This is a genomic window from Streptomyces sp. NBC_01571 (assembly GCF_026339875.1).
Taxonomy (GTDB): Bacteria; Actinomycetota; Actinomycetes; order Streptomycetales; family Streptomycetaceae; genus Streptomyces.
The window spans coordinates 689,260-708,317 of record NZ_JAPEPZ010000001.1 but is presented as its reverse complement, the minus strand read 5'-3'; the positions used below and the strand labels follow the sequence as shown (position 1 = coordinate 708,317).

General features: G+C 70.2%; 16 protein-coding genes and 2 pseudogenes. 10 read left to right on the top strand and 8 right to left on the bottom strand.

What is annotated here, in order from left to right:
* Positions 1-10: 10 nt before the first annotated feature.
* Positions 11-1,381, bottom strand: a complete 1,371-nt coding sequence (locus OHB41_RS03175) for an LCP family protein (protein WP_526025028.1) — start codon at positions 1,379-1,381, stop codon at positions 11-13.
* A gap of 270 nt (positions 1,382-1,651) precedes the next feature.
* Between OHB41_RS03175 and OHB41_RS03170 the strand changes: the two genes are divergently transcribed.
* Together OHB41_RS03170 and OHB41_RS03165 are read left to right on the top strand one after the other, a co-directional pair.
* Positions 1,652-2,227: a TerD family protein gene (locus OHB41_RS03170; RefSeq protein WP_266696403.1), complete on the top strand. Its 576-nt coding sequence runs from the start codon at positions 1,652-1,654 to the stop codon at positions 2,225-2,227.
* Between the two features lie 673 nt (positions 2,228-2,900).
* Positions 2,901-3,200 (top strand): annotated as a pseudogene (locus OHB41_RS03165) (CAP domain-containing protein); the annotation flags it as partial.
* A 125-nt stretch (positions 3,201-3,325) separates the two neighbouring features.
* On the opposite strand, the gene OHB41_RS03160 reads toward OHB41_RS03165, so the two are convergent.
* From OHB41_RS03160 to OHB41_RS03150, 3 genes and pseudogenes are all read right to left on the bottom strand, one after another.
* Complete coding sequence (locus OHB41_RS03160) at positions 3,326-3,940, bottom strand: DUF4328 domain-containing protein (RefSeq protein ID WP_266696402.1); 615 nt, start codon at positions 3,938-3,940, stop codon at positions 3,326-3,328.
* A 117-nt stretch (positions 3,941-4,057) separates the two neighbouring features.
* Positions 4,058-4,543 carry a hypothetical protein gene (locus OHB41_RS03155; RefSeq protein ID WP_266696401.1) on the bottom strand — a complete coding sequence of 162 codons (486 nt, stop codon included), beginning with the start codon at positions 4,541-4,543 and terminating at the stop codon, positions 4,058-4,060.
* Between the two features lie 618 nt (positions 4,544-5,161).
* Positions 5,162-6,305: pseudogene (locus OHB41_RS03150) on the bottom strand (FAD-dependent oxidoreductase).
* 133 nt (positions 6,306-6,438) lie between these two features.
* Here OHB41_RS03150 and OHB41_RS03145 point away from each other — a divergent pair.
* Positions 6,439-7,056 (top strand): TetR/AcrR family transcriptional regulator, encoded by a 618-nt coding sequence (locus OHB41_RS03145; RefSeq protein WP_266696400.1) that lies wholly within the window; start codon positions 6,439-6,441, stop codon positions 7,054-7,056.
* A 232-nt stretch (positions 7,057-7,288) separates the two neighbouring features.
* Here the strand turns inward: OHB41_RS03145 and OHB41_RS03140 are convergent, their stop codons facing one another.
* Positions 7,289-10,495 carry an alpha-L-rhamnosidase gene (locus OHB41_RS03140; RefSeq protein WP_266696399.1) on the bottom strand — a complete coding sequence of 1,069 codons (3,207 nt, stop codon included), beginning with the start codon at positions 10,493-10,495 and terminating at the stop codon, positions 7,289-7,291.
* A gap of 300 nt (positions 10,496-10,795) precedes the next feature.
* On the opposite strand from OHB41_RS03140, the gene OHB41_RS03135 reads away from it, so the two are divergent.
* Complete coding sequence (locus tag OHB41_RS03135; protein WP_266696398.1) at positions 10,796-11,056, top strand: hypothetical protein; 261 nt, start codon at positions 10,796-10,798, stop codon at positions 11,054-11,056.
* A gap of 176 nt (positions 11,057-11,232) precedes the next feature.
* Here OHB41_RS03135 and OHB41_RS03130 read toward each other — a convergent pair whose 3' ends face one another.
* Positions 11,233-11,730: a peptidylprolyl isomerase gene (locus tag OHB41_RS03130; RefSeq protein WP_266696397.1), complete on the bottom strand. Its 498-nt coding sequence runs from the start codon at positions 11,728-11,730 to the stop codon at positions 11,233-11,235.
* 189 nt (positions 11,731-11,919) lie between these two features.
* Between OHB41_RS03130 and OHB41_RS03125 the strand changes: the two genes are divergently transcribed.
* The 4 genes from OHB41_RS03125 (at position 11,920) to OHB41_RS03110 (ending at position 15,998) form a co-directional block, all read left to right on the top strand.
* Complete coding sequence (locus OHB41_RS03125; protein WP_266696396.1) at positions 11,920-12,162, top strand: DUF5302 domain-containing protein; 243 nt, start codon at positions 11,920-11,922, stop codon at positions 12,160-12,162.
* A gap of 884 nt (positions 12,163-13,046) precedes the next feature.
* Positions 13,047-14,189, top strand: coding sequence for a PP2C family protein-serine/threonine phosphatase (locus OHB41_RS03120; RefSeq protein ID WP_266696395.1), 1,143 nt, complete (start codon positions 13,047-13,049; stop codon positions 14,187-14,189).
* Positions 14,190-14,448: 259 nt separating this feature from the next.
* Positions 14,449-15,357: a serine hydrolase gene (locus OHB41_RS03115; RefSeq protein WP_266696394.1), complete on the top strand. Its 909-nt coding sequence runs from the start codon at positions 14,449-14,451 to the stop codon at positions 15,355-15,357.
* Between the two features lie 413 nt (positions 15,358-15,770).
* The gene (locus tag OHB41_RS03110; RefSeq protein WP_266696393.1) at positions 15,771-15,998 is read left to right on the top strand and encodes a hypothetical protein; all 228 of its coding nucleotides are present in this window, start codon (positions 15,771-15,773) and stop codon (positions 15,996-15,998) included.
* Positions 15,999-16,452: 454 nt separating this feature from the next.
* On the opposite strand, the gene OHB41_RS03105 is transcribed toward OHB41_RS03110, so the two are convergent.
* The gene (locus tag OHB41_RS03105) at positions 16,453-16,926 is read right to left on the bottom strand and encodes a hypothetical protein (RefSeq protein WP_266696392.1); all 474 of its coding nucleotides are present in this window, start codon (positions 16,924-16,926) and stop codon (positions 16,453-16,455) included.
* 62 nt (positions 16,927-16,988) lie between these two features.
* Positions 16,989-17,423, bottom strand: a complete 435-nt coding sequence (locus OHB41_RS03100; protein WP_266696391.1) for an ATP-binding protein — start codon at positions 17,421-17,423, stop codon at positions 16,989-16,991.
* A 354-nt stretch (positions 17,424-17,777) separates the two neighbouring features.
* Between OHB41_RS03100 and OHB41_RS03095 the strand changes: the two genes are divergently transcribed.
* Both OHB41_RS03095 and OHB41_RS03090 read left to right on the top strand, forming a co-directional pair.
* Positions 17,778-18,008, top strand: coding sequence for a DUF397 domain-containing protein (locus OHB41_RS03095; RefSeq protein WP_266696390.1), 231 nt, complete (start codon positions 17,778-17,780; stop codon positions 18,006-18,008).
* Positions 18,009-18,106: 98 nt separating this feature from the next.
* Positions 18,107-19,027 carry a helix-turn-helix domain-containing protein gene (locus tag OHB41_RS03090; protein ID WP_266696389.1) on the top strand — a complete coding sequence of 307 codons (921 nt, stop codon included), beginning with the start codon at positions 18,107-18,109 and terminating at the stop codon, positions 19,025-19,027.
* Positions 19,028-19,058 lie beyond the last annotated feature (31 nt).

Sequence of the window (19,058 nt, the reverse complement as noted above, 5' to 3'; positions counted from 1 at the left end):
CCCGGGGCCGCTATCGGACGGTGTCGAGCTCGAAGTCCGGGCCGACCACCAGGGTCACCGCGCCGCCCGTCGCCGTGCTGTTGTTCCGTGCCGCGGAGACCCCGGGAAGCCGGGAGACGAGCACGGCGGCCTGCCGGTCGAGTCCCGGCGGGTGGCTGACCGTCGTCGTGCGGACGGGAGAGGGCGCGTTGCCGGTGGCGACGACGGTGAAGCCCACCTCGCGGAGCTGCTCCGCGACGGCCGCGGCTCGCCCGCCGACACCCGTGCCGTTGAGGACCTGGACGCGCACGGACGACGCGTACACCAAGTCCCTGGTGTCCGCCTGGAGTTGCTTCTTACGGACTTCGTGGTCCCTGGCCAGCGCGGTGAACAGGTCGGCGGCCTGCGGGTACTGCCACACGACGTTGGCCTGGTCGGTGGGCACGTCGGCCTCGCGCGGGTAGTTCGGCACGGTCAGGAAGGCGAGACGGTCGCTCGGGATGCCCTTGACCTGGGAGGCCAGGCCGTAGAGAGGCTTGATGCCGGCCAGGTCCTTGTCCGTGGTGAGCGACTTGGTCGCCGACTGCAGGAAGCCGTACAGGGAACCGGGACTGGTCAGCTTCGACTGCGCCTTCTCCGCGAGGGCCTGCATGAACTCCTGCTGGCGGCCGATGCGTCCGAGGTCGGAGCCGTCGCCGACGCTGTAGCGGGCGCGGACGTAACCGAGCGCCTTCTCGTCCTTGACGGTCTGGCAGCCGGCCTTCAGGTCGAGATGGGCCTTGGTGTCGTGGATGGCCTGCTTGGGACAGACCTCGATACCCTCCAGCGCGTTGACCATGCCCTTGAAGCCCTGGAAGTCGATGGACATGAAGTGGTCGATGCGCAGTCCGGTGTTCCGCTCGACCGTCTTGATGGTGCAGGCGGCGGCGTCGGCGACCTTCCCCTTGCTCCCGCCGATCGCGAACGCCTCATTGATCTTGAAGCGGTGGACGGTGGACGTGCTGCCGTCGCCCTTGTCGCAGGCCGGGATCCGCACCCAGGAGTCGCGGGGCAAGGACACGGCGGTGGCCCATTTCCGGTTGGCGGCGATGTGCAGCACCATCAGGGTGTCCGACTGCATGGTCGTCAGATCCTTGCCGTACTTGGCGTTGCCGCCCGCGCGGGTGTCCGAACCGACGAGCAGGATGTTCTTGGAGCCAGGGCTGAGGTTGGCGGGCCGGCCCTCACCGAGCTTGTTGTCGAGGTCCGCGGCCTGGATGTTGTCGTTGAGATCCTTGTAGACCCACGCGCCGACGCCGGCGACGGCGAGGAGTATCGCCGACAGAACTCCCGTGACCCACAGCAGTGTTCGGCGCCGTCCTTTGCGCGTACCCCCCGATCGCTGTACGCCCCGCTGCCCCACCCCGACCACCTCCGGCCCGATCGCCCGCTCCGCTGCCACGCTGTTCACGACCGTCCTGCCACGTGAGCCTTGAACTCTACGCATTTGTCGAGGGAGTTACGCTCCCGGACGGTGCGGCGTTCAACACCCGGCCGCCACCTCGGGTCTCTCGCTGCCGCACTGTCGTCGCGGTGGCACACGCTGCCCCAGCTGCGATTTCTACAGTGTTGTAGATTCTGACCGGGTCCGTTCTGCGGGCCCGAACCGACCGACTACGTGGAGGGATCAGCCATGGGTGTTTCCCTGGGCAAGGGCGGCAACGTCTCGCTGAGCAAGGAGGCGCCGGGTCTGACCGCGGTGCTGGTGGGCTTGGGCTGGGACGTTCGGACCACCACCGGCGCCGACTTCGACCTGGACGCCTCCGCGCTCCTGTTGAACGCGTCGGGCAAGGTCGTCTCGGACCAGCACTTCGTCTTCTACAACAACCTGAAGAGCCCGGACGGTTCCGTCGAGCACACCGGCGACAACCTGACCGGTGAGGGCGAGGGCGACGACGAGAGCGTCAAGGTGAACCTCGCCGCCGTACCCGCCGACGTCGACAGGATCGTCTTCCCCGTGTCGATCCACGAAGCCGAGTCCCGCGGACAGAGCTTCGGACAGATCCGTAACGCCTTCATCCGGGTGGTCAACCAGGCCGGCGGCACCGAACTCGCCCGCTACGACCTGTCCGAGGACGCCTCGACGGAGACCGCGATGGTCTTCGGAGAGCTGTACCGCAACGGCGCGGAGTGGAAGTTCCGCGCCGTGGGTCAGGGGTACGCCTCCGGTCTGGCCGGGATCGCCGCCGACTTCGGCGTCAACGTCTGACGGGCGTCGCCCGGGGCCGGGGGTGAGGGCAGCGCAGCGGTCCTCACCCCCGACCCGGGCGAGCCTGCGAGGGGGGCCACCCCTCCCTCGCGTCCCGCCTCCGACCGGCCGGCCGACCGGACTTCACCCCGGCCACGCTCCACCCCGTGCCGTCGGGGACGCGGTGACCGCGCGTCCTCCTCGATGAGAACCCGCGGCGCCGCAGAGGCCTCCCGGCGCCGTGATTCCTCAACAGGCCTGTGTTCCGCCCAGGTTGGCCGGCTGTACCGGATCACGCTCCTCGTCGCGTGTACAGGGCGTCCTTTGGATGCCCCCGTCGGCGTCACGCTCCCGCGAGCCGGGCCCGCGCACCAGCGCACCCGATGCCGACGTCGCCGTGCGCCACGGGGGCGGGTAGTGCTGATGCTCGTCACCCTCACTCCCACAGGTTCCGACCAGCACGTCCCACCAGGTGTCCCCGCGGCTCGGACACGGCGTCCACGCGGCGCAGATCTCGCCGGGAGACGCCCCGTGACCACCCGGCGAGGTCCGTTTGAGGAAGTACCGCAGGAAGTCGCGCCACCGGACGGCGGCCATCGCCGCGATCGCGCTGAGCGCGCTGGCGATACCGTCCGCCCCGGGGGCCAGGGGTGGAGCGCCCCTGAGCGCCCCTGGCGCGGCGGCCCCGGCTCACGTGGCCGTGGCTCACCTCGTGGCCCTGGTCAACAGAGCCCGTCACAGGGCCGGTTGCTCCCCGGTGGCCCTGAACGCGAAGCTCTCGAAGGCCGCGCGACACCACAGTGCGGACATGGCGCGCCACCGGAACATGTCGCGCAGGGGATCCGACGGTTCTGGTCCTGGCCGGCGGATCACGCGTGCCGGTTACGACTGGAGTGCGTACGACGAGAACGTCGCCTACGGATACGCCACTTCCGCGGCGGTCATGGCGGCCTGGATGTCCAGCCCCGGCCACCGACACAACATCCTGACGTGCGCGTTCAGGGAGATCGGCGTCGGCCTCGCGCAGCCCGGCAGCTACTGGACCCAGGACTTCGGCACGACGCGCCGACCGGCGCCTCGCGGCCCCGTGACCCACCGGCGCGATCGTCGCCGGTGCGGTCAGGCGGGGGTGAGTGGTTCGACGGCCGAGTCGGCCCGGAGCGCGGCGCGCTGTCCCGCGGTGATGCGCTGGATGACGAGGATCGCGAGGACCGCCGCGGCGATGTCGAGCGCTCCCGAAGCGACGAGGAGGGGCATCGAGGTTCCCTGACCGGTCTGCGAGATCGCGGTGACCACCGCGTACCCGGTCCAGGCCGACCACCAGACGTTCACCAGGAGATCGTTTCGTCCCCGATCGGCCCCGCGCGCGGCATTCGCGTGGTCCACGGCGAGAACGAGTCGGCGCGGGGCCCACAGGTTGACCACCGGGACGAGCCAGGCGACCACGGCCCAGGTGCCGGACCCGGTGACGGCCCCCATGGCGGTGCCCGTGCCCGTTCCGGTTCCGGTTCCGGTTTCGGACGAGAGTGCCCGCGCGTTCGCCCAGCAGCGGCTGAACCACGTCAGGAAGACGGCGAACGTCCCCGTCATGACATAGACGAACACCATCGACCCGAGTCCCTCGACGGAGCGTCCGAGGGATGCAGGTGGTGGGCCCGGACAGTCACTGCCCGGAACACCTCCGCGACACCTGCGACGGCTATCGCGCCCTGTGCGAAGCGGGCAAGGAGCCATGGCGGCGTACTGGCGAGCCTGGTCACGGGGAGACCTACTTTTCGCGGGCGGCGCGCACTGCGGCAGCGCGGCGGGGGAATCGGCGCCTCGGATCATAGGTCAGCGGAGTGAACGGTGCTATCGGACCGGGTTGCTGACGGTGACGGTGACGGTGACGGTGACAGCCGGTGAGACGGTCTTGCCCGCCTTGACGCGCAGCTGTTCCTTGCCCTTGGCGTTGAGCTTGGCTTTCAGGGTGTACCCGCTGCCGTTCTTGATTGTGGTGCTCGCCTTCAGCGAGTTCCACTTGCCGTCCTTCTTGTGCTGGAGCGTCACCTTGGTGTGGATCTTCAGGCCCTTGGAGTGGCCGGTGAAGGTGACCGACTCTCCCGCCCTCACCTGAGTCTTGTCGGCCTTGATGGTGATCGAGCTCTTGTCGGACGGTGTGGCCTTCGTACTACTGGTTCTGGTGAGAGCGGGGTTCGAGGCGGCGGCCTGTCCGGCGGCGAAGGCGCCGGCCGTGCCGGCCGACAGCAGAGCGGCGGACAGGACACCCGCGGCGAGCGCGCGGGCCGTGTGCGAGCGGGGCGTGGACATCACGTTGGACTCCTGACGAGAAGGCATCCCCCTGCGGTGCGCGTGGCGCCCAGACCGGTCGGAACGTCTGGTACCAGGCTATTTGTGTGCGGGGTGGACGGCTACTCGACCTCCGAGTGGTCCCCGGGGGAGCGGGTTCGGCGTGTTCGCCGGGTTCGCCGGGACGAACGGTCTCGTCGAGACTCTGGGGAACAAGAGGCCCCCGCTGCCGCCGAGTTCCCTTCCTGCGAATGGTCTCCGGCGACGCCCAGACCGACTTCCACCGATTCAACCGAGCCGGTTGGAAACACCGGCTCCCGGCCGGCGCCATCGATCTCGGTGACTGCTCAGTGCTTGGTCTCGGCTGGGGCTCCGGGATCACTCCACGCGCCACCACGGTGAGGAGGACGCCTGGAACGCCAGGCGCTCGTCCGCCCCGTCGCCGATGCGAGGTGTGCGTCGACGCCCCGATGAACACAGCCCCACGGTGGAGAACTCGGAATCCTGCGAAGGGCGCCGGGCGCCGAAGGGTTGACTGTCCCTTCCGTCGACCGTTGAGGACGACGGCGGCGCGGGCGATGTCGCCGATCCGGACCAACCACTCAGTCCCGCGGCTTGACCGCCCGATGGTTTCTCCGGGGTGCGCTTGTTCCCGCGGACGGGGGCTCAGGGTTGGGCGTCGTGGTCCTCGCCGAAGTCGGGGATGTCGGCGGACAGCAGGTGCTCGGCGCCGCCTTCGAGGATCCTTGCCGTTCCGGTGGAACGGGGGAGCATGGTCTTCTCGTAGGTCCGGACGGCGTCGTCGACGGTGGCGGAGTCGGCGAGGGCGAGGGCGAGTTCGCCGGCGTCGAGCATGGCGAGGTTGACGCCGACGCCGAGCGGGGGCATGAGGTGGGCGGCGTCGCCCAGCAGGGTCACGGTCGGGTCGTGCTCCCAGGTGTGCGGGACGGGCAGGGCGAAGATCGGGCGGTCGACGTAGAGGCCGTCGTTGTCGGTGATCATCTGGCGCATCCGGGGCGACCAGTTGGCGTACCTGTCGAGGAGCAGGGCGCGGATGCCGTCGGTGTCGTCGGTGGTCAGGCCGCTCCGGCTGATCCAGTCGACCGGGACTCGCTGGATGATGTAGACGCGGATGTGTTCTCCGCTGTTGCGCTGGGCGAAGAGGCCGCGATCGCCGTCAGCGGCATGGGCGCCGCCCGGGCCGACCAGCTCGGCAATGTCGGGGTGGCGGTTCTCGACGTCGGAGAACCAGGCCTCCAGAAAGCTCACCCCTGTGTACTCGGGGACGGCGGGGGACACGGCCGGGCGTACCCGGGAGAAGGCGCCGTCGGCGCCGATGACCAGATCGGTCTCGATGGTCGTGCCGTCGGTGAAGTGCAGGTGTCGGGGCCCGTCGGCGGGGCCGCTGATCGTGTCAAGGGCTTGTCCCCAGTGCACGGTTCGCGGCTGCAGGGAGTCGAGCAGCAGGTCGCGCAGCTGGCCGCGGTCGATTTCCGGCTTGAAGAGCTCGTCGGCCTCCGGGACCGTGTGGGACGTGATCGTGCCGGTCGGGTCCATCTGCCGCATCTCCTGCCCTTCGGGGCGGGCCAGCTCGAAGAACTCCTCGAGCAGGCCCGCCTCGCGCAGGGCGATCTGGCCGTTGTCGGCGTGCAGGTCCAGGGTGCCGCCCTGATCGCGGGCGTCGGGACCCGGTGCGCGGTCGTGGACGGTGACCGCGATGCCGTGTCGCTGGAGGATGGGCGCAGGTCAGCCCGCCGGGTCCGGCGCCGATGATGCTGATCCTGGCCTGGGCGGGTGCTACGTGGTTCATGGTGTTCCTCTCGCCGGCGCCGGATCATGGGCGCGGCCCTGTGCCGCGGACCCGTCAGGCACCGCCATTTTTTGCAACCGATACAAACATACAACCATTCCAAGTTTGCTCGACGCCGGGTAGGGTTGAAGACATGGCAGAGACGATCGACCGCGCAGGAACGGGCGGGCGGCGCGAACGCAAGAAAGCCGCCACTCGCCAGGCGATCGCCGACACGGCGCTGCGACTGTTCCTGGAACGTGGTTACGAGCAGGTGGGCGTCCGCGAGATCGCCGAGGGCGCCGACGTGTCAGTGTCGACCCTGTTCAACTACTTCCCCCGAGGCAAAGAGGCCCTGGTCTTCGATGAGGACGCCCGCAACGAGGCCGCCCTGGTCCGCGCGGTCACCGACCGACCACCAGGTCAGACCGTCCCCCAGGCTCTGCGCGCCCACCTCACCGGCTTCGTCGACTCGGCCCACACCAGGGACCCCCGCTTCGCCGACTTCCAGCGGCTCGTCCAGGAGACCCCGGCGCTGCGCGAGTACTCCCGCACGATGTGGCTGCGCCATGAACACGCTCTGGCCCGCGCTCTCGCCGACCAGACAGGGCTGCCGCACGGCGACCTCGTCTGCGCCGCCTACGCCCGGTTCACCCTCGAAATCCTCGCGTTCGCCGACTCCCGCCCCGACCCCGTCGCAGCCGTCGACCAGGCCTGTCTCCTGCTCGACCAGGGTTGGTCGACCACCGTCGCCCGACGCGACCGCAGATAGGGCATGACTCAGGTCATCCTCGACGGAACCCTGACCGAGTCCGACCGCGTCGCGGGCATGCGCGGGAACGGCGACCAGTGGTTCAGCTGCACACACCAGGCGTTCGGTGGCAACGTGCCGTTCCTGTGTGCGACGACCCCGAGCCCTCCCCGTACCCCTTCACACCCCGGTCGATCGACCGGGGTGTGAAGGGCCGGAGCCACCTTGTCCGCGGCGCGGCCGGTCCCGCGCGCTACGCGCTGAAGCGGTGGGTGCCGGAACCGACCCGGTACACCGCGCAGCCGTCCTCCTCGCGCAGGAAGGTGCCGTGGTCGTGGGTGACCGCCCGCCGGTCGGCAGCGGGGATCCACACCTCCGCGGTCGTGTTGGGAGGCACGCTGCAGGTCAGGGCGAAGCGGCCGGACCGTGTGCGCCACTGTGTGGAGACCGGGCCGTAGACCGAGGTGAACGTGGCGCGGGCGGAGGTGACGTCACCGCCCGGGCGGGGCCGTACGACGATCTCGCGGTACCCGGGCCGGCCCGCCGCGATGCCCGCGATGTTCGTGTACATCCACTCGCCGACCGAGCCGTAGGCGTAGTGGTTGAAGGAGTTCATGTCCGGGGTCTGGAAGCTTCCGTCGGGCTTGATGGAGTCCCAGCGTTCCCACATCGTGGTGGAGCCCTGGTCGATCTGATAGCCCCAGCTGGGGAAGGAGCGCTGCTGCAGCAGCCGGTAGGCGACGTCGGTGTGCCCGGTGTCGGTGAGGACGGGAAGCAGCCGGGGCGTACCGAGGAAGCCCGTCGACAGATGCCAGTCCTTGGCCTCGATCAGGGCGACGAGACGGTCGGCCGCGGCTGTTCTCAGCGCGTCCGGCAGCAGGTTCATCGACAGGGCGAGGACATACGCCGTCTGCGTGTCACCCTTCACCCTGCCGTCGGCGGTGACGTAGGCGTTCCGGAACGCCTCGCGTATCCGGCCGAAGAGATCGAGCCAGGGGGCGTCGTCCTCGCCGATCTCCCGGGCGATCCGGGACGCGAGGTCGGCACTGTGCGCGAAGTACGCGGTGGCGATGACGTCCTTCGGCGTCTCGTCGCCGACGTTCAGCCAGTCGCCGTATCCACTGGCCGGCCGCAACAGGCTGTCACTGTTCTTCTCGAGGTACTTCAGCCAGGACCGGACGGACGGCCAGGCGTCCTCCAGCACTTGCCGGTCCCCGTACGCCTGGTACAGGGACCAGGGAACCGTGACGCCCGCGTCGCCCCAGCCCGCGACGCCGTTGCCGACCGTGCCGACCATGGGCGCCACGTCCGTGAACGCGCCGTCCGAGGTCTGCCCGTCGCGGAGGTCGACGAGCCACTTGCTGAGGAAACGGGCCGACTCCATCGTGTAGGCCGCGGTCGGCGCGAAGACGTTGATGTCACCGGTCCAGCCCAGCCGCTCGTCGCGCGCGGGTGTGTCCGTCGGGACGGAGAGGAAGTTGCCGCGCTGACCCCAGGTGATGTTGCTGTGCAGCTGGTTGAGCATCGGGACGTTCGTCTCGAACTCGAAGGTGAACGGGGCGGACGTGTGCATGACCCGTCCCGTCACGGCCTTCGCCGAGGGAGTACCGGGGAATCCGGTCAGCTCGACGTAGCGGAACCCGTGGAAGGTGAAGCGGGGCTCGTACGTCTCCTCGCCGCCGCCCTTGAGGGTGTACGAGTCGGTGGCCGCGGCGGTTCGCAGGTTGGCGGTGTAGAGGGTGCCGTCCGGGTTGAGGACCTCGGCGTGCCGCAGACGTACGGTCGTCCCCGCCTTGCCGGAGACCCGCAGCCGTACGGAGCCGACCATGTTCTGGCCCAGGTCGAGGACGAAGACGCCCGGCTGGGGTTCGGTCACCTTCTTGACCGCGAGTTCCTCGGCCACCCGGACCGGGCCGTCCACCTGCGCGACGATCCGGGCGGGAGCGGCGTCGCCCGCGCCGCGGACGGCGAGCCAGGCCCGGTCGTCGAAGCCGGGAGAGGTCCAGCCGGCGGTCTCCTTGCGCGCGTCGTACGTCTCGCCGCCCAGCAGGTCGGCGGCGACGATCGGTCCGGAGGCGGCCCGCCAGTCCGCGCCCGAGGTGATCCGCTCGCTCGTCCCGTCGGCGTACTCGACCTCCAACTGGGCCAGCAGCGCGGGACGTTCACCGTACTGGTGGGGCCCGAACATGCCGACGTTGCCGGCGTACCAGCCCGGCGCCACGTACACGCCGAGGGCGTTGCCGCCCGACCGCAGCAGCGTGGTGACGTCGTACGCCTGGTACTGGACCCGTTCGCGGTAGTCGGTCCACCCGGGGGCGAGGTGGTCGCGGCCCACGCGGCGGCCGTTGAGGTGGGCTTCGTACAGGCCGAGAGCCGTGGCGTACAGGCGCGCGCGGGCGACCTTCCTGCGGGGCAGCCTGAACTCGTGCCGCAGCTGGTTGGCGGCGTACGACGCGGGGACGACCCTGCCCCACGGTCCGGCTCCCCACGCGGCCGCCTCCTTCGCCGCGGGCCAGGCGCTGTCGTCGAAACCGGCGTCGCGCCAGGCCCCGGCGGGCTCCTTGTCCGTCGACTTCCAGGAGGCGTCGGTGAGGATCCGCTGCTCGCCGGACGCGGTGTGGAGAGCGAGGACGGCCACCAGACCGGCGGGTCCCTCGCTCGCGTTGGTCGCCGCGATCGCGAGGACGTTCTGGCCGGAACGCAGCTGGGCGAGCACGTCGACGACGGCCGGACGGCGCCAGCCCTCGTTGTCCGTCTCCAGGTCGGTGCGGGCCACCTCGGTGCCGTTCACCGACACGGCGTAGACGTTGTCCGCGGTGATGGCCAGTGTCGCCGCCGTGATCCCGGCCGGCAGATCGACCGTACGACGGAACCAACGGGTCGCCGCCGGGGCGCTGTTGGCCGGGTCGCCCTCGGGGAACCAGATCCAGGCGCCGCCTTCGAGGGACGGAGCGTCGGTGAGGACCGGGGGCGCGGAGATCCATTCCGCGGACCACTGCGCGGCGTCCATGAGACCGGTCTCCCACCACGACGGCTCGCTCCAGCCGGAGGCCCGGCCATCGGCGCCCCACACGCGCACACTCCAGAAGTAGCGTGTCCGCGGCTCGAGTCGGGGGCCCGCGTAGGGGACGAGGACGGAGTCGCCGGAGACGACCTTTCCGCTGTCCCAGACGTCCGGGTGCGACAGGCCCGAGGCGCTGGAGGCGACGCGGATCTGATACGCGCTCTGGCGCATGTCCGGCTCGTCCGAGGCCACCGGCCAGCTCAGCCGGGGGTGTTGCACGTCGATGCCCAACGGGTGCTGAACGTACTCGACGGTCGGCACCGTGACGTGCGGGGCGCCGTGTCGGGCCCCCGTCGCGGCGGACGAGGACGGTGCGGCCAGGGCTGGTCCGGCTCCGGAGACCACGGCACCCACCGTGGCCGCCGCGCCCGCCAGGATGTTCCTCCTACTGATCACTGCGGCCCCTCACGTAGGAATGATGAATCGATTCACATCGGTGGACTGAGGCGAACGTAGGGGTGCACGGTGTGAGGGTCAATGAGTGTGCAGGGATTTTCTTGACGGGCCATCACCATGGAACGGGCTTGGGGTGGTTCCTGAGGCGCTCGCGACGCGACCGATTGAACGGTTTCAATCCCTGGGTCCCCGGTCGCGGGCCGCGCACGTGCCTTCGTCGTCGTCGGTGTCCGCCGTGAGCCGCGGGCCACGTTCCGGCGCGGGCTGTTTCGGATGCGCGGGTGCGGGCAACCGGCCGCTATGAACAACGGCGAAGATCAGGCGGAAGTGATCGAAACCCGGGGGGACGAACACCATGTCGTCCTCAGTGCCGACACCAATGGTGACGGGAAGCCCGATGTGTGGATGACCGACACCACGGGAGACGGCAAGGCCGACCTCTACCAGTTCGACACGACGGGCGACGGGGAGGTGGACGTCACGATGGTCGAACGAGCCGAAGAGCCGGGCGAGGACCGTATCGTCGTCGACGGCGACGGCGGTCATCCCGTCGAGTCCTGAAACACGCCGGCCCGCTCCCGCGAGCCCTCCCGGGCGCGGACGTCGTCCTTGGCCGGGTCGGCGAAGTCACCTGACCGCGCGACCGGTTGATGTTCGGCGGCCCCCGAACCCGGCGCCCGTGTGGGACAGACGGGCTGTCCGGGGCCGGGTTCGGGGGAGACGGCGAACGGCGGTGGTCAGGCGCCGACGACGCCGGACTTCGCGATGGTGATCTTCGCCTTGGTGGAACCGTTGCGGGAGCCGAGGGACTCGACCTGCTTGACGATGTCCATGCCTTCGACGACCTCGCCGAAGACGACGTGCTTGTTGTCCAGCCAGTCGGTCACGATGGTGGTGATGAAGAACTGCGAGCCGTTGGTGTTCGGCCCCGCGTTCGCCATCGACAGCTGGCCGGGCTTGGTGTGCTTGAGCTGGAAGTTCTCGTCGGCGAACTTCTCGCCGTAGATGCTCTTGCCGCCCGTGCCGTCGCCCCGGGTGAAGTCGCCGCCCTGCAGCATGAAGTCCGGGATGACCCGGTGGAAGCTCGAACCCTCGTAGCCGAAGCCGTGCTCGCCCGTGGCCAGCTCGCGGAAGTTCCTCGCGGTCTTGGGAACCTCTTCGTCGAACAGCTTGAAGACGATCCGGCCCGCGGGCTCGTCGTTGATGGTGATGTCGAAGTAGACGTTGTCGCTCATGAAGACATCCTCACATCTCTTCGTTCTCCGATGGCACACACCTCCCCGGGTGACGCGCCGGGACCCGACGTGCTAGCCCGGAGAGCGGACGCACGCTCGGCCGGCCGGGCTCCGGTATCGGCGGCGGCGGTCCGCGCGGTGTCGGCATGACAAGCTGTACCTTCAAGCGCCCGAACCCAGGAGGTCAGCATGACTGCCGAGTCACAGCCACAAGAAGGTTCGGAGCCCACCGAGGCCGAGAGCCCCGCACTGACGCCCGACGACGACGGCCAGTACGACCTGAAGCGCAAGTTCCGGGAGGCTCTGGCGCGCAAGCGCGGGATCCAGACGGACGGCACCGGGGGCAACGGCAAACCGGACGCGTCGAAGATCCGCGGAGCACACGGACCGGCATCCAGCCAGCGGTCGTTCCGCCGCAAGAGCGGCGGCTGAGCCGGACGGCACCGCGCGTACCGTCTCTCCGCGCGGCAGCCCGGAGCCTGAGCGCCGGGAGCCGGGAGCCGGGATGGGGAATCGGGAAGCGGGACGGTCGTCAACGGGGTGCGTCGGCACCAGTGACGACATGACCCGCCCACGCGAAGTCGTACGTCGATGGCCCGCAGCTCGCCGGCGGGCGCGGGCCATCCCGGGCGGGCATCCCGACAGGGGTCGGAACGGGACGAGCCGTACGGCTCCGCAGGGCAGACGGCGCCGCTGTGCCATGACGGCAGGGGCCGACGACGCGGCTGCCCCGTCGTACGCAACCGGAGTTCGCGCCCCGGTGCGCACGGCAACTGCCCGGCCGGTCCGGATCCCGGGGTAACGGCGTCCGCAACGCCCTTGCTGGAGATGCGGGTTGAGACTGCCGCCAGGAAGCCGACGCCTGCTCCGCGCCGATGAGGGGTACGCCCCCGCCGCCTGCCGTCGACACGCTGATCGCGCTCGTGGTGGTCCGGGGGCCGTCCGGCTGGGGGAGCGGCCGGTGTCCCGGGGCCGGCCGGAACTCCACGCGCGCGCCCATGCGCCACCACCGGCGTCAACGAGGACGGCGCGGCCGCGTACGAAATCGGGAGGTCCGGCCCGGCTGCCGGCATCGTCCCTCACCCGACTCTTACCTTCAGGTCCGGAGGGACGGGATCGGAGTCGTCCGCCCCGGGCGAGCGCCGCGTTCGTGGTGTGGAGGGTGTGGCGACGACCGCGAGTGGTCGTGCCGGGCGACGAGCGGTCACGCCACGTGAGAGGGGCGGTCACGTCAGGTAAGAAGTCAGGAAGACATCGTCGGCTTCAAGTGCCCTTCGGGTTCGCGACCCCGCCCGCCGCGGTGCACTGTGGAAACCATGACGGCGTGGAATCGGGGCTTTGCGCAGGCGGGCCGGACAAGCCGTCTGTTGCTGCTGATTCCGGTGGCGCTCATCGTCCTCATCACGGTCGCCGACATCGTCGCTCCCTCCGACATCGTGCTGGGGCCGTTGCTGGTCATCGCGCCCGCGATCACCGCATGGGGCGAGGGCCCCCTGGTCACGGGCTGTGTCGGGGCCGCGGCGATGGCGGCCCAGGCGTTCATCGGCTGGCGCTCGGGCCTGCTCCTCTCCCGGAACGTGCTGGTGCAGCTGTTCGCCCTGGCCGTGCTCTCCGCGCTGATCGTCATCCTGTCCGTGGTCCGCGACCGGCACAGCCGTGAGCTCGCCCGGGTACGGTCGGTCGCCGAAGCCGCGCAGCGGGTACTGCTCTGGCCGCTGCCGAGCCGACTCGGCAGCCTGCGGCTCTCCTGCGTCTACCTGCCCGCCGAAGAGGAGGCCGAGATCGGCGGTGACCTCTACGCGGCCGCCCGCAGTCCGCAAGGCACCCGGGTCGTGATCGGCGACGTGCGCGGCAAGGGTCTGCCGGCCATCGGTGAGGCGGCCTTCCTGCTCGGCGCCTTCCGCGAGGCCGTGCACCAGAACGCCGCGCTGCCCGCGCTGGCCGGCTCCCTGGAGCGGAGCCTCAGCAGATACCTCGACGACTTCGAGCCCACGGACGAGGCGGGGGAACGCTTCGTCACGGCGCTCCTGCTGGAGATCCCGGACGACGATCCCGTCGTCCGGATGGTCAGCTGTGGCCACCTGGCGCCGCTGCTGCTGCGGCCGGGCCGCGCGGTGAGCGCCCCGGATCTGGCCCCCGCGCCTCCGCTCGGCGTCGGTCTCACCGATCCCGGCGAGGTCACGGTCGCCGTGCTGCCGTTCGCCGTGGACGACACCCTGCTCCTGTTCACCGACGGTGTGGTCGAAGCCCGTGACCGCCGCGGTGTCTTCTATCCGCTCATGGAACGGGTCGCCCAGTGGGTCGGTCATCCGCCCGACGTTCTGCTCCAGGACGTGCAGGGGGATCTGCTCGCCCACGCGGGCGGACGCTTCGGCGACGACGCCGCCCTCATCGCCATCCGCCGCACCGGGGAGCAGGCTCTGCCGGCCCGCGCGCGGAACGCGGCGTCTTCGGGCTGAGAGGGGCGGGAGCCGCGTCGCTCTCCACAGGTGGCGGGGTGGCGTGAGCAGGCCAGGGCGGTCCGCAGGGCGCGTTCAGGATCAAGGGCGGGGCGCTCGGTCCTGACGACCGCCCGAGGCGATGGCGCCCCTATGGCTCTTTTCACATTCCGGCCGGGAAGAGGCCCGTGGTGACCCCGGTCACCCCGAGTTGTGCGCGATTTGTTTATGTTCGCTCTTCAGTGACCCTTCCACACCACTTGTCGAGGCTCGCTTGAAGATGCCCAACCAACCGCGCCCCCCGCAGCACCCGGAGTCCCCGGCGGGACACCGAGGCAGGCGCGCCTTCGCCGGCGCCGGTGTCCTCCTGGCTCTGTCGACGGCGCTTCTCGCGGGCGGCACGGCACACGCGGCACCCGCGGCCGCCGCCGTCGGAAGGCCTTCCGCACAGACCGGAGCCGAGACCGGACCTCCGGCAGCGGCCGAACCCCGCAACACGACACGCGTGACGGCGGCGGTGCTCGACCTCGACGGCACGGGCCGGGTGCCCACGGTCTACGGCGACGACGTCACGTACGACACCGCGAGCATCATCAAGGTCGACATCCTCGCGACACTGCTGCTTCAGGCGCAGGACGCGGGACGCCGCCTCACCGCGCAGGAACGCGCGCATGCCGAACCGATGATCCGGCACAGCGACAACGCGGCGGCGAACGCGCTGTGGCGCGAGATCGGCCGGGCACCGGGTCTGGAGGCGGCGAACAGGCGCCTGGGCCTGACCGAGACCAAGGGCGGATCCGGCACTCGCTGGGGACTGACCCGCACGACGGCGAGTGACCAGATCCGCCTGCTGCGCGCGGTGTTCGGCACGGGCGGGAAGCCGGACGGGGGCGCCACCGCGCTGAACCAGGAGTCCCGGACCTATGTCCGGACTCTGATGGCCGGCGTCGCGACCGAGCAGGCGTGGGGTGTCTCGGCGGCCGGGGGCTCCGGGTGGGCTCTGAAGAACGGCTGGCTGCAGCGCAGCACGTCCGGGCTCTGGGACGTCAACAGCGTGGGACGGATCGTCGTGGACGGACACCACTATCTCGTCGCGGTCCTCTCGGACGGCAGCCCCTCGATGAAGGACGGTGTCGCGCTGGTGGAGAGAGCCGCTCGGGCAGCCCTCACCTCGGCGTCCGGACACTGACCCGCACCGGCGGCGGGGCGCGCCGCCGGCCATGACGTGGTGCACCGGGTACCGACGACCCGGTGCACCACGCCGACGGCAGGAGCGAGCCCCCCGGCTCAGCCGGCCCGAGCCGGGGTCTGCTCGGTGCCGTCGACGATCGTGCGGGTGGCGATGGTCCGGGTGCGGACGACGGTGCCTTGCCGTCGACCGGCTGGTGTCCGCGTTGTTGGACACGCGTCACAGACCCGGCCCGCTCCGGCTGTCGGCGGCCCGCTTGTCGACGGCCCTCGGCCGGGTACGGGCGGAAGCGGTCGCTCCCGGGCATGACGTGCCCGGCCGCCCCGCGTGCTCCCACACGAGGGAATTCATCGTGACGGGTGCCGCAGGCTGTCTCCTGCCGAAGTACGGATCATCAGGAGAAGGAGACAGATATGCGCTCTCGCTTTGCCGCCCCGGCCACGGCGGCGACTCTCGGGGCTGCCGGGCTCATCCTCGCCACGGGGGCGGCCGCCGACGCCGCCTCCCGGCCCGCGGTCACCAAGGCCGAGTGTGTGGCGACCGGGGGCGTCGTCTTCGACATCCCGACGAAGACGACCTTCTGTCTCTATGACAACCACGACGGGACGATCGACATCGCCCCCGTCGTCGTCGTGCGCTGACGCATCGAGCGGCCGAGGGCCTGTGACCCGGAGCGGGAACGCCCGGTGTGCCGGCGCACGCCGGGCTGCGACCAGGCGGAGTCACTGCGGGACGGCTTTCGCCTCATGGCGCCGGCACGGACCGACACGAGCCGACCGGAGCTGACGGTGACCTTCACAACGCCGCCGAGCACGGTCTGCCCGGGTTCTGGGGCGAGCGCGAGTTCGCCGAGTCGCCGGACCCGTGGTGGACGCAGGACCGTGCCTGGTGCCTGGTGCCTGGTGCCTGGTGCCTGGCGCCCGATGCCCGAGCCGGGACGCGGATCCGGTGGGCACCTGCGTCGGTGGCTCCCGGTTGCTGATCGCGTGGCCGCCGGCCGCCCGAGTACGGGAGACGTACCGGATGGCGCCGGGCGACAGGGTCCGCTGAGCCCCGACGTGCAGTGATCAGTGGGGTCGTCACGCGAACGGCGTGTCAGTCGGTCAGGGCGGAGGCGAGTTCCCTCGTCGCCTGCACGACTTCCTTGTCCGGCTCCGCGAGCAGGCGCTGGATGGTCCCGCGGTGGTCCCGTACGGCGCGGCGCGCCTCGCGCTCCCAACCCACGTAGTTCTCCCGCCGGTTGAGCAGCTTGGGGTAGGCCATGGCCGTGCTCTCCCACTGCCGGGCGTCGGCGATGTTCTTCAACAGCCGGAGGATCTGCACGCGGCAGGCGACCTGGGGAAGCTGCGCGAGCTCCCACAGGAAGGGGACCGTCGCGGCGGTCGCCTGGTCCACGACGAAGCCGTACTGGCAGATGCGCTGCCTCAGTCGCGCGAGTGCGTCGACGGCGGTGGCCTCATCGCCCGACGTGATGGCGGTGAGCAGGGAGGGGATGGCCGTGGCCGCTCCGGTGGAGTCCTGGAGCTCGCGCCAGGGAACGTGTTCGAGGTCTTTCAGAGCTGTCTCCATGTCCGCTCCCGCGCGAGGAGTTCCGTGATGAGGTTTGGCGGGACGCTCCGCCGCGACGTGTGTCATACCGGGCCCTGCCAGGCAGGCGGTGTCGGCCGAGGAGGTGTCGGCAGCATGGCCCAGACGGTCTTGCCCGCCGGCGAGCGGGTCCAGCCCCAGTGCTCGGACAGCGCTTCGACGATCCGCAGTCCGCGGCCGTGGACCTCCAGAGCGCCGTCCGTGCGGGGACACATGGGCGGACTGTCGCTCTGATCGGTGACGGAACACACGAGGTGGGTGCGGCGAAGTGTCAGCTTCAGCCACACTCCCGTCTGCCCGGCACCGGCCCGCGGAGCCGCGTGCAGCACCGCGTTGGTGGCCAGTTCGGTGACGACGAGGATGGCGTCGTCACTGCGGTCGCCGAGCGCCCAGCGGCCAAGCGTGCGGCGGGTGAAGTCGCGCGCCTGGGTGAACCCCTGGGGGGATTCACTGATGCGCAGGCTCGCGGATCTGGGCACGTTGCCCGCGGGATCGCTTCTCCCGGGCTGCTCCTGTCCCTGGACGCGGGCGGCCGCTCCGTCCGAGGGCGAACCGGACGGAGTTGTCCGACCCGCCCACGGCGTGGCCGTTCCGCCTGCGGGACTTGGTGCTTGGCGTGCGGATAACGACACGACATCTCCCTGATCTGACGTCAGGTCCGGTGCGCCAACGGTGCGGTTGACGCCCGAGCTATTATCCATCCTGTCGACGCCCGTCGTGCAATTTCACGGGAAATTGCACGGGTGTGGCTGGAACAGGACCGCGCGGGATCGGTCCGACCCTGAGGGCGGCCGACGTGTACACCGTGGTGGAACGTGAGCAAGGAGAGTCCGGTGCCATCAGTGCGAAACGGAACGCGGGCCAGTTCGCTGGGGGTCCGCTGGGTGAAGAGCCGGCACAGCAACGCCGAGGGCAACTGCGTCGAGGTGGCACCTCTGGACGAAGGAGAGGTGGCGCTGCGCAACTCGCGCGACCCGGACGGACCGGCCCTCATCTACACGGCCGCCGAACTGGCCGCGTTCCTGGCCGGAGCGAAGGACGGGGAGTTCGATCACCTGGTGTGAAGCGGAGGCATACGGTTCCACTTCTGCCGGAGTATGCGGCAGAGGGCCTGAGGATGCGAGGATGGGTCTTCTCGTCTGCCGGTCCACAGGGAGTAAGGATGTCCGCCGAGTCACCTCGTATCTCCCGCCTCGAACCGTATCTGAAGCGGACCGAGCCGGCTCCGACCCTGCTGAAGATGCTGGTCGGCGTCCAACTCGCGGGTATCCGCGAGGATGTCGGCCTCTCGCAGGATCAGGCCGCTCGTGCCATCGGATTCAGTCCCGCGAAGCTGTCGCGCATCGAGGCGGGCAAAGGCCGTAGGCCTCCGACGGAGGGGGACGTCCGCGCACTGCTGGACCTCTATGACACCGACGGCCACGAGGCGTCGGTCCTGCTCCAGTTGTTGCAGCGGGCCGGCGAGCCGGGATGGTGGCAGCGCTACGACAAGCGGTTGATGCCCGAGTGGTTCGACCGGCTGGTGGGGCTGCAGGAGGCCGCTGCCGCCATCCGTACCTTCGAGATCCAGTACGTCCCCGGGCTGCTCCAGACTCCGGCCTACACCAAGGCAGTTGTGGAACGAGGTCTGCCCACGGCACCGGCCGGTGAGGTGCAGCGGCGGGTGGAGCTGCGCACGCGCCGCCGTGAACTGCTGCGTCGTGAGGACGCCCCACAACTGTGGGCGGTCATCGACGAGTCGGTCCTGTGGCGTGTGCTGGGCAGCCGCGAGGTGATGCGCGAGCAACTGCAGTACCTCGTCGAAATGGCGCAGCGCCCCCACGTGACGCTGCAGATCGTTCCCCTGGACGTGACGAACGCGTCCGCGCCCGCCATCCCCATCACCTACCTGCGCTTCGGCGGTCTCGACCTGCCCGACATCGTGTACCTGGAGCACATCAGGAGCGCGAACTTCCTGGAGGACCGGGACGAGACCGAGGAGTACCGCCTGGCCCTGGACCGGCTGGGAGACGAGGCTCTCACCCCGCGGGAAACGCTGACGCTGCTTCAGAAGACGGCCGACGAACGGTATTCCGCCTCGTGAAAGCGCTTCGGCTCCACCGGCCGCGAAGCCG

Bases quoted from the DNA above. Each gene is read 5' to 3' on its own strand.
- OHB41_RS03120 (WP_266696395.1), top strand. From the start codon at position 13,047: ATGACGGCGTGGAATCGGGGCTTTGCGCAGGCGGGCCGGACAAGCCGT.
- OHB41_RS03130 (WP_266696397.1), bottom strand. From the start codon at position 11,730: ATGAGCGACAACGTCTACTTCGACATCACCATCAACGACGAGCCCGCG.
- OHB41_RS03115 (WP_266696394.1), top strand. From the start codon at position 14,449: ATGCCCAACCAACCGCGCCCCCCGCAGCACCCGGAGTCCCCGGCGGGA.
- OHB41_RS03125 (WP_266696396.1), top strand. From the start codon at position 11,920: ATGACTGCCGAGTCACAGCCACAAGAAGGTTCGGAGCCCACCGAGGCC.
- OHB41_RS03090 (WP_266696389.1), top strand. From the start codon at position 18,107: ATGTCCGCCGAGTCACCTCGTATCTCCCGCCTCGAACCGTATCTGAAG.
- OHB41_RS03135 (WP_266696398.1), top strand. From the start codon at position 10,796: ATGAACAACGGCGAAGATCAGGCGGAAGTGATCGAAACCCGGGGGGAC.
- OHB41_RS03105 (WP_266696392.1), bottom strand. From the start codon at position 16,926: ATGGAGACAGCTCTGAAAGACCTCGAACACGTTCCCTGGCGCGAGCTC.
- OHB41_RS03170 (WP_266696403.1), top strand. From the start codon at position 1,652: ATGGGTGTTTCCCTGGGCAAGGGCGGCAACGTCTCGCTGAGCAAGGAG.
- OHB41_RS03110 (WP_266696393.1), top strand. From the start codon at position 15,771: ATGCGCTCTCGCTTTGCCGCCCCGGCCACGGCGGCGACTCTCGGGGCT.
- OHB41_RS03155 (WP_266696401.1), bottom strand. From the start codon at position 4,543: ATGCCTTCTCGTCAGGAGTCCAACGTGATGTCCACGCCCCGCTCGCAC.
- OHB41_RS03145 (WP_266696400.1), top strand. From the start codon at position 6,439: ATGGCAGAGACGATCGACCGCGCAGGAACGGGCGGGCGGCGCGAACGC.
- OHB41_RS03160 (WP_266696402.1), bottom strand. From the start codon at position 3,940: ATGGCTCCTTGCCCGCTTCGCACAGGGCGCGATAGCCGTCGCAGGTGT.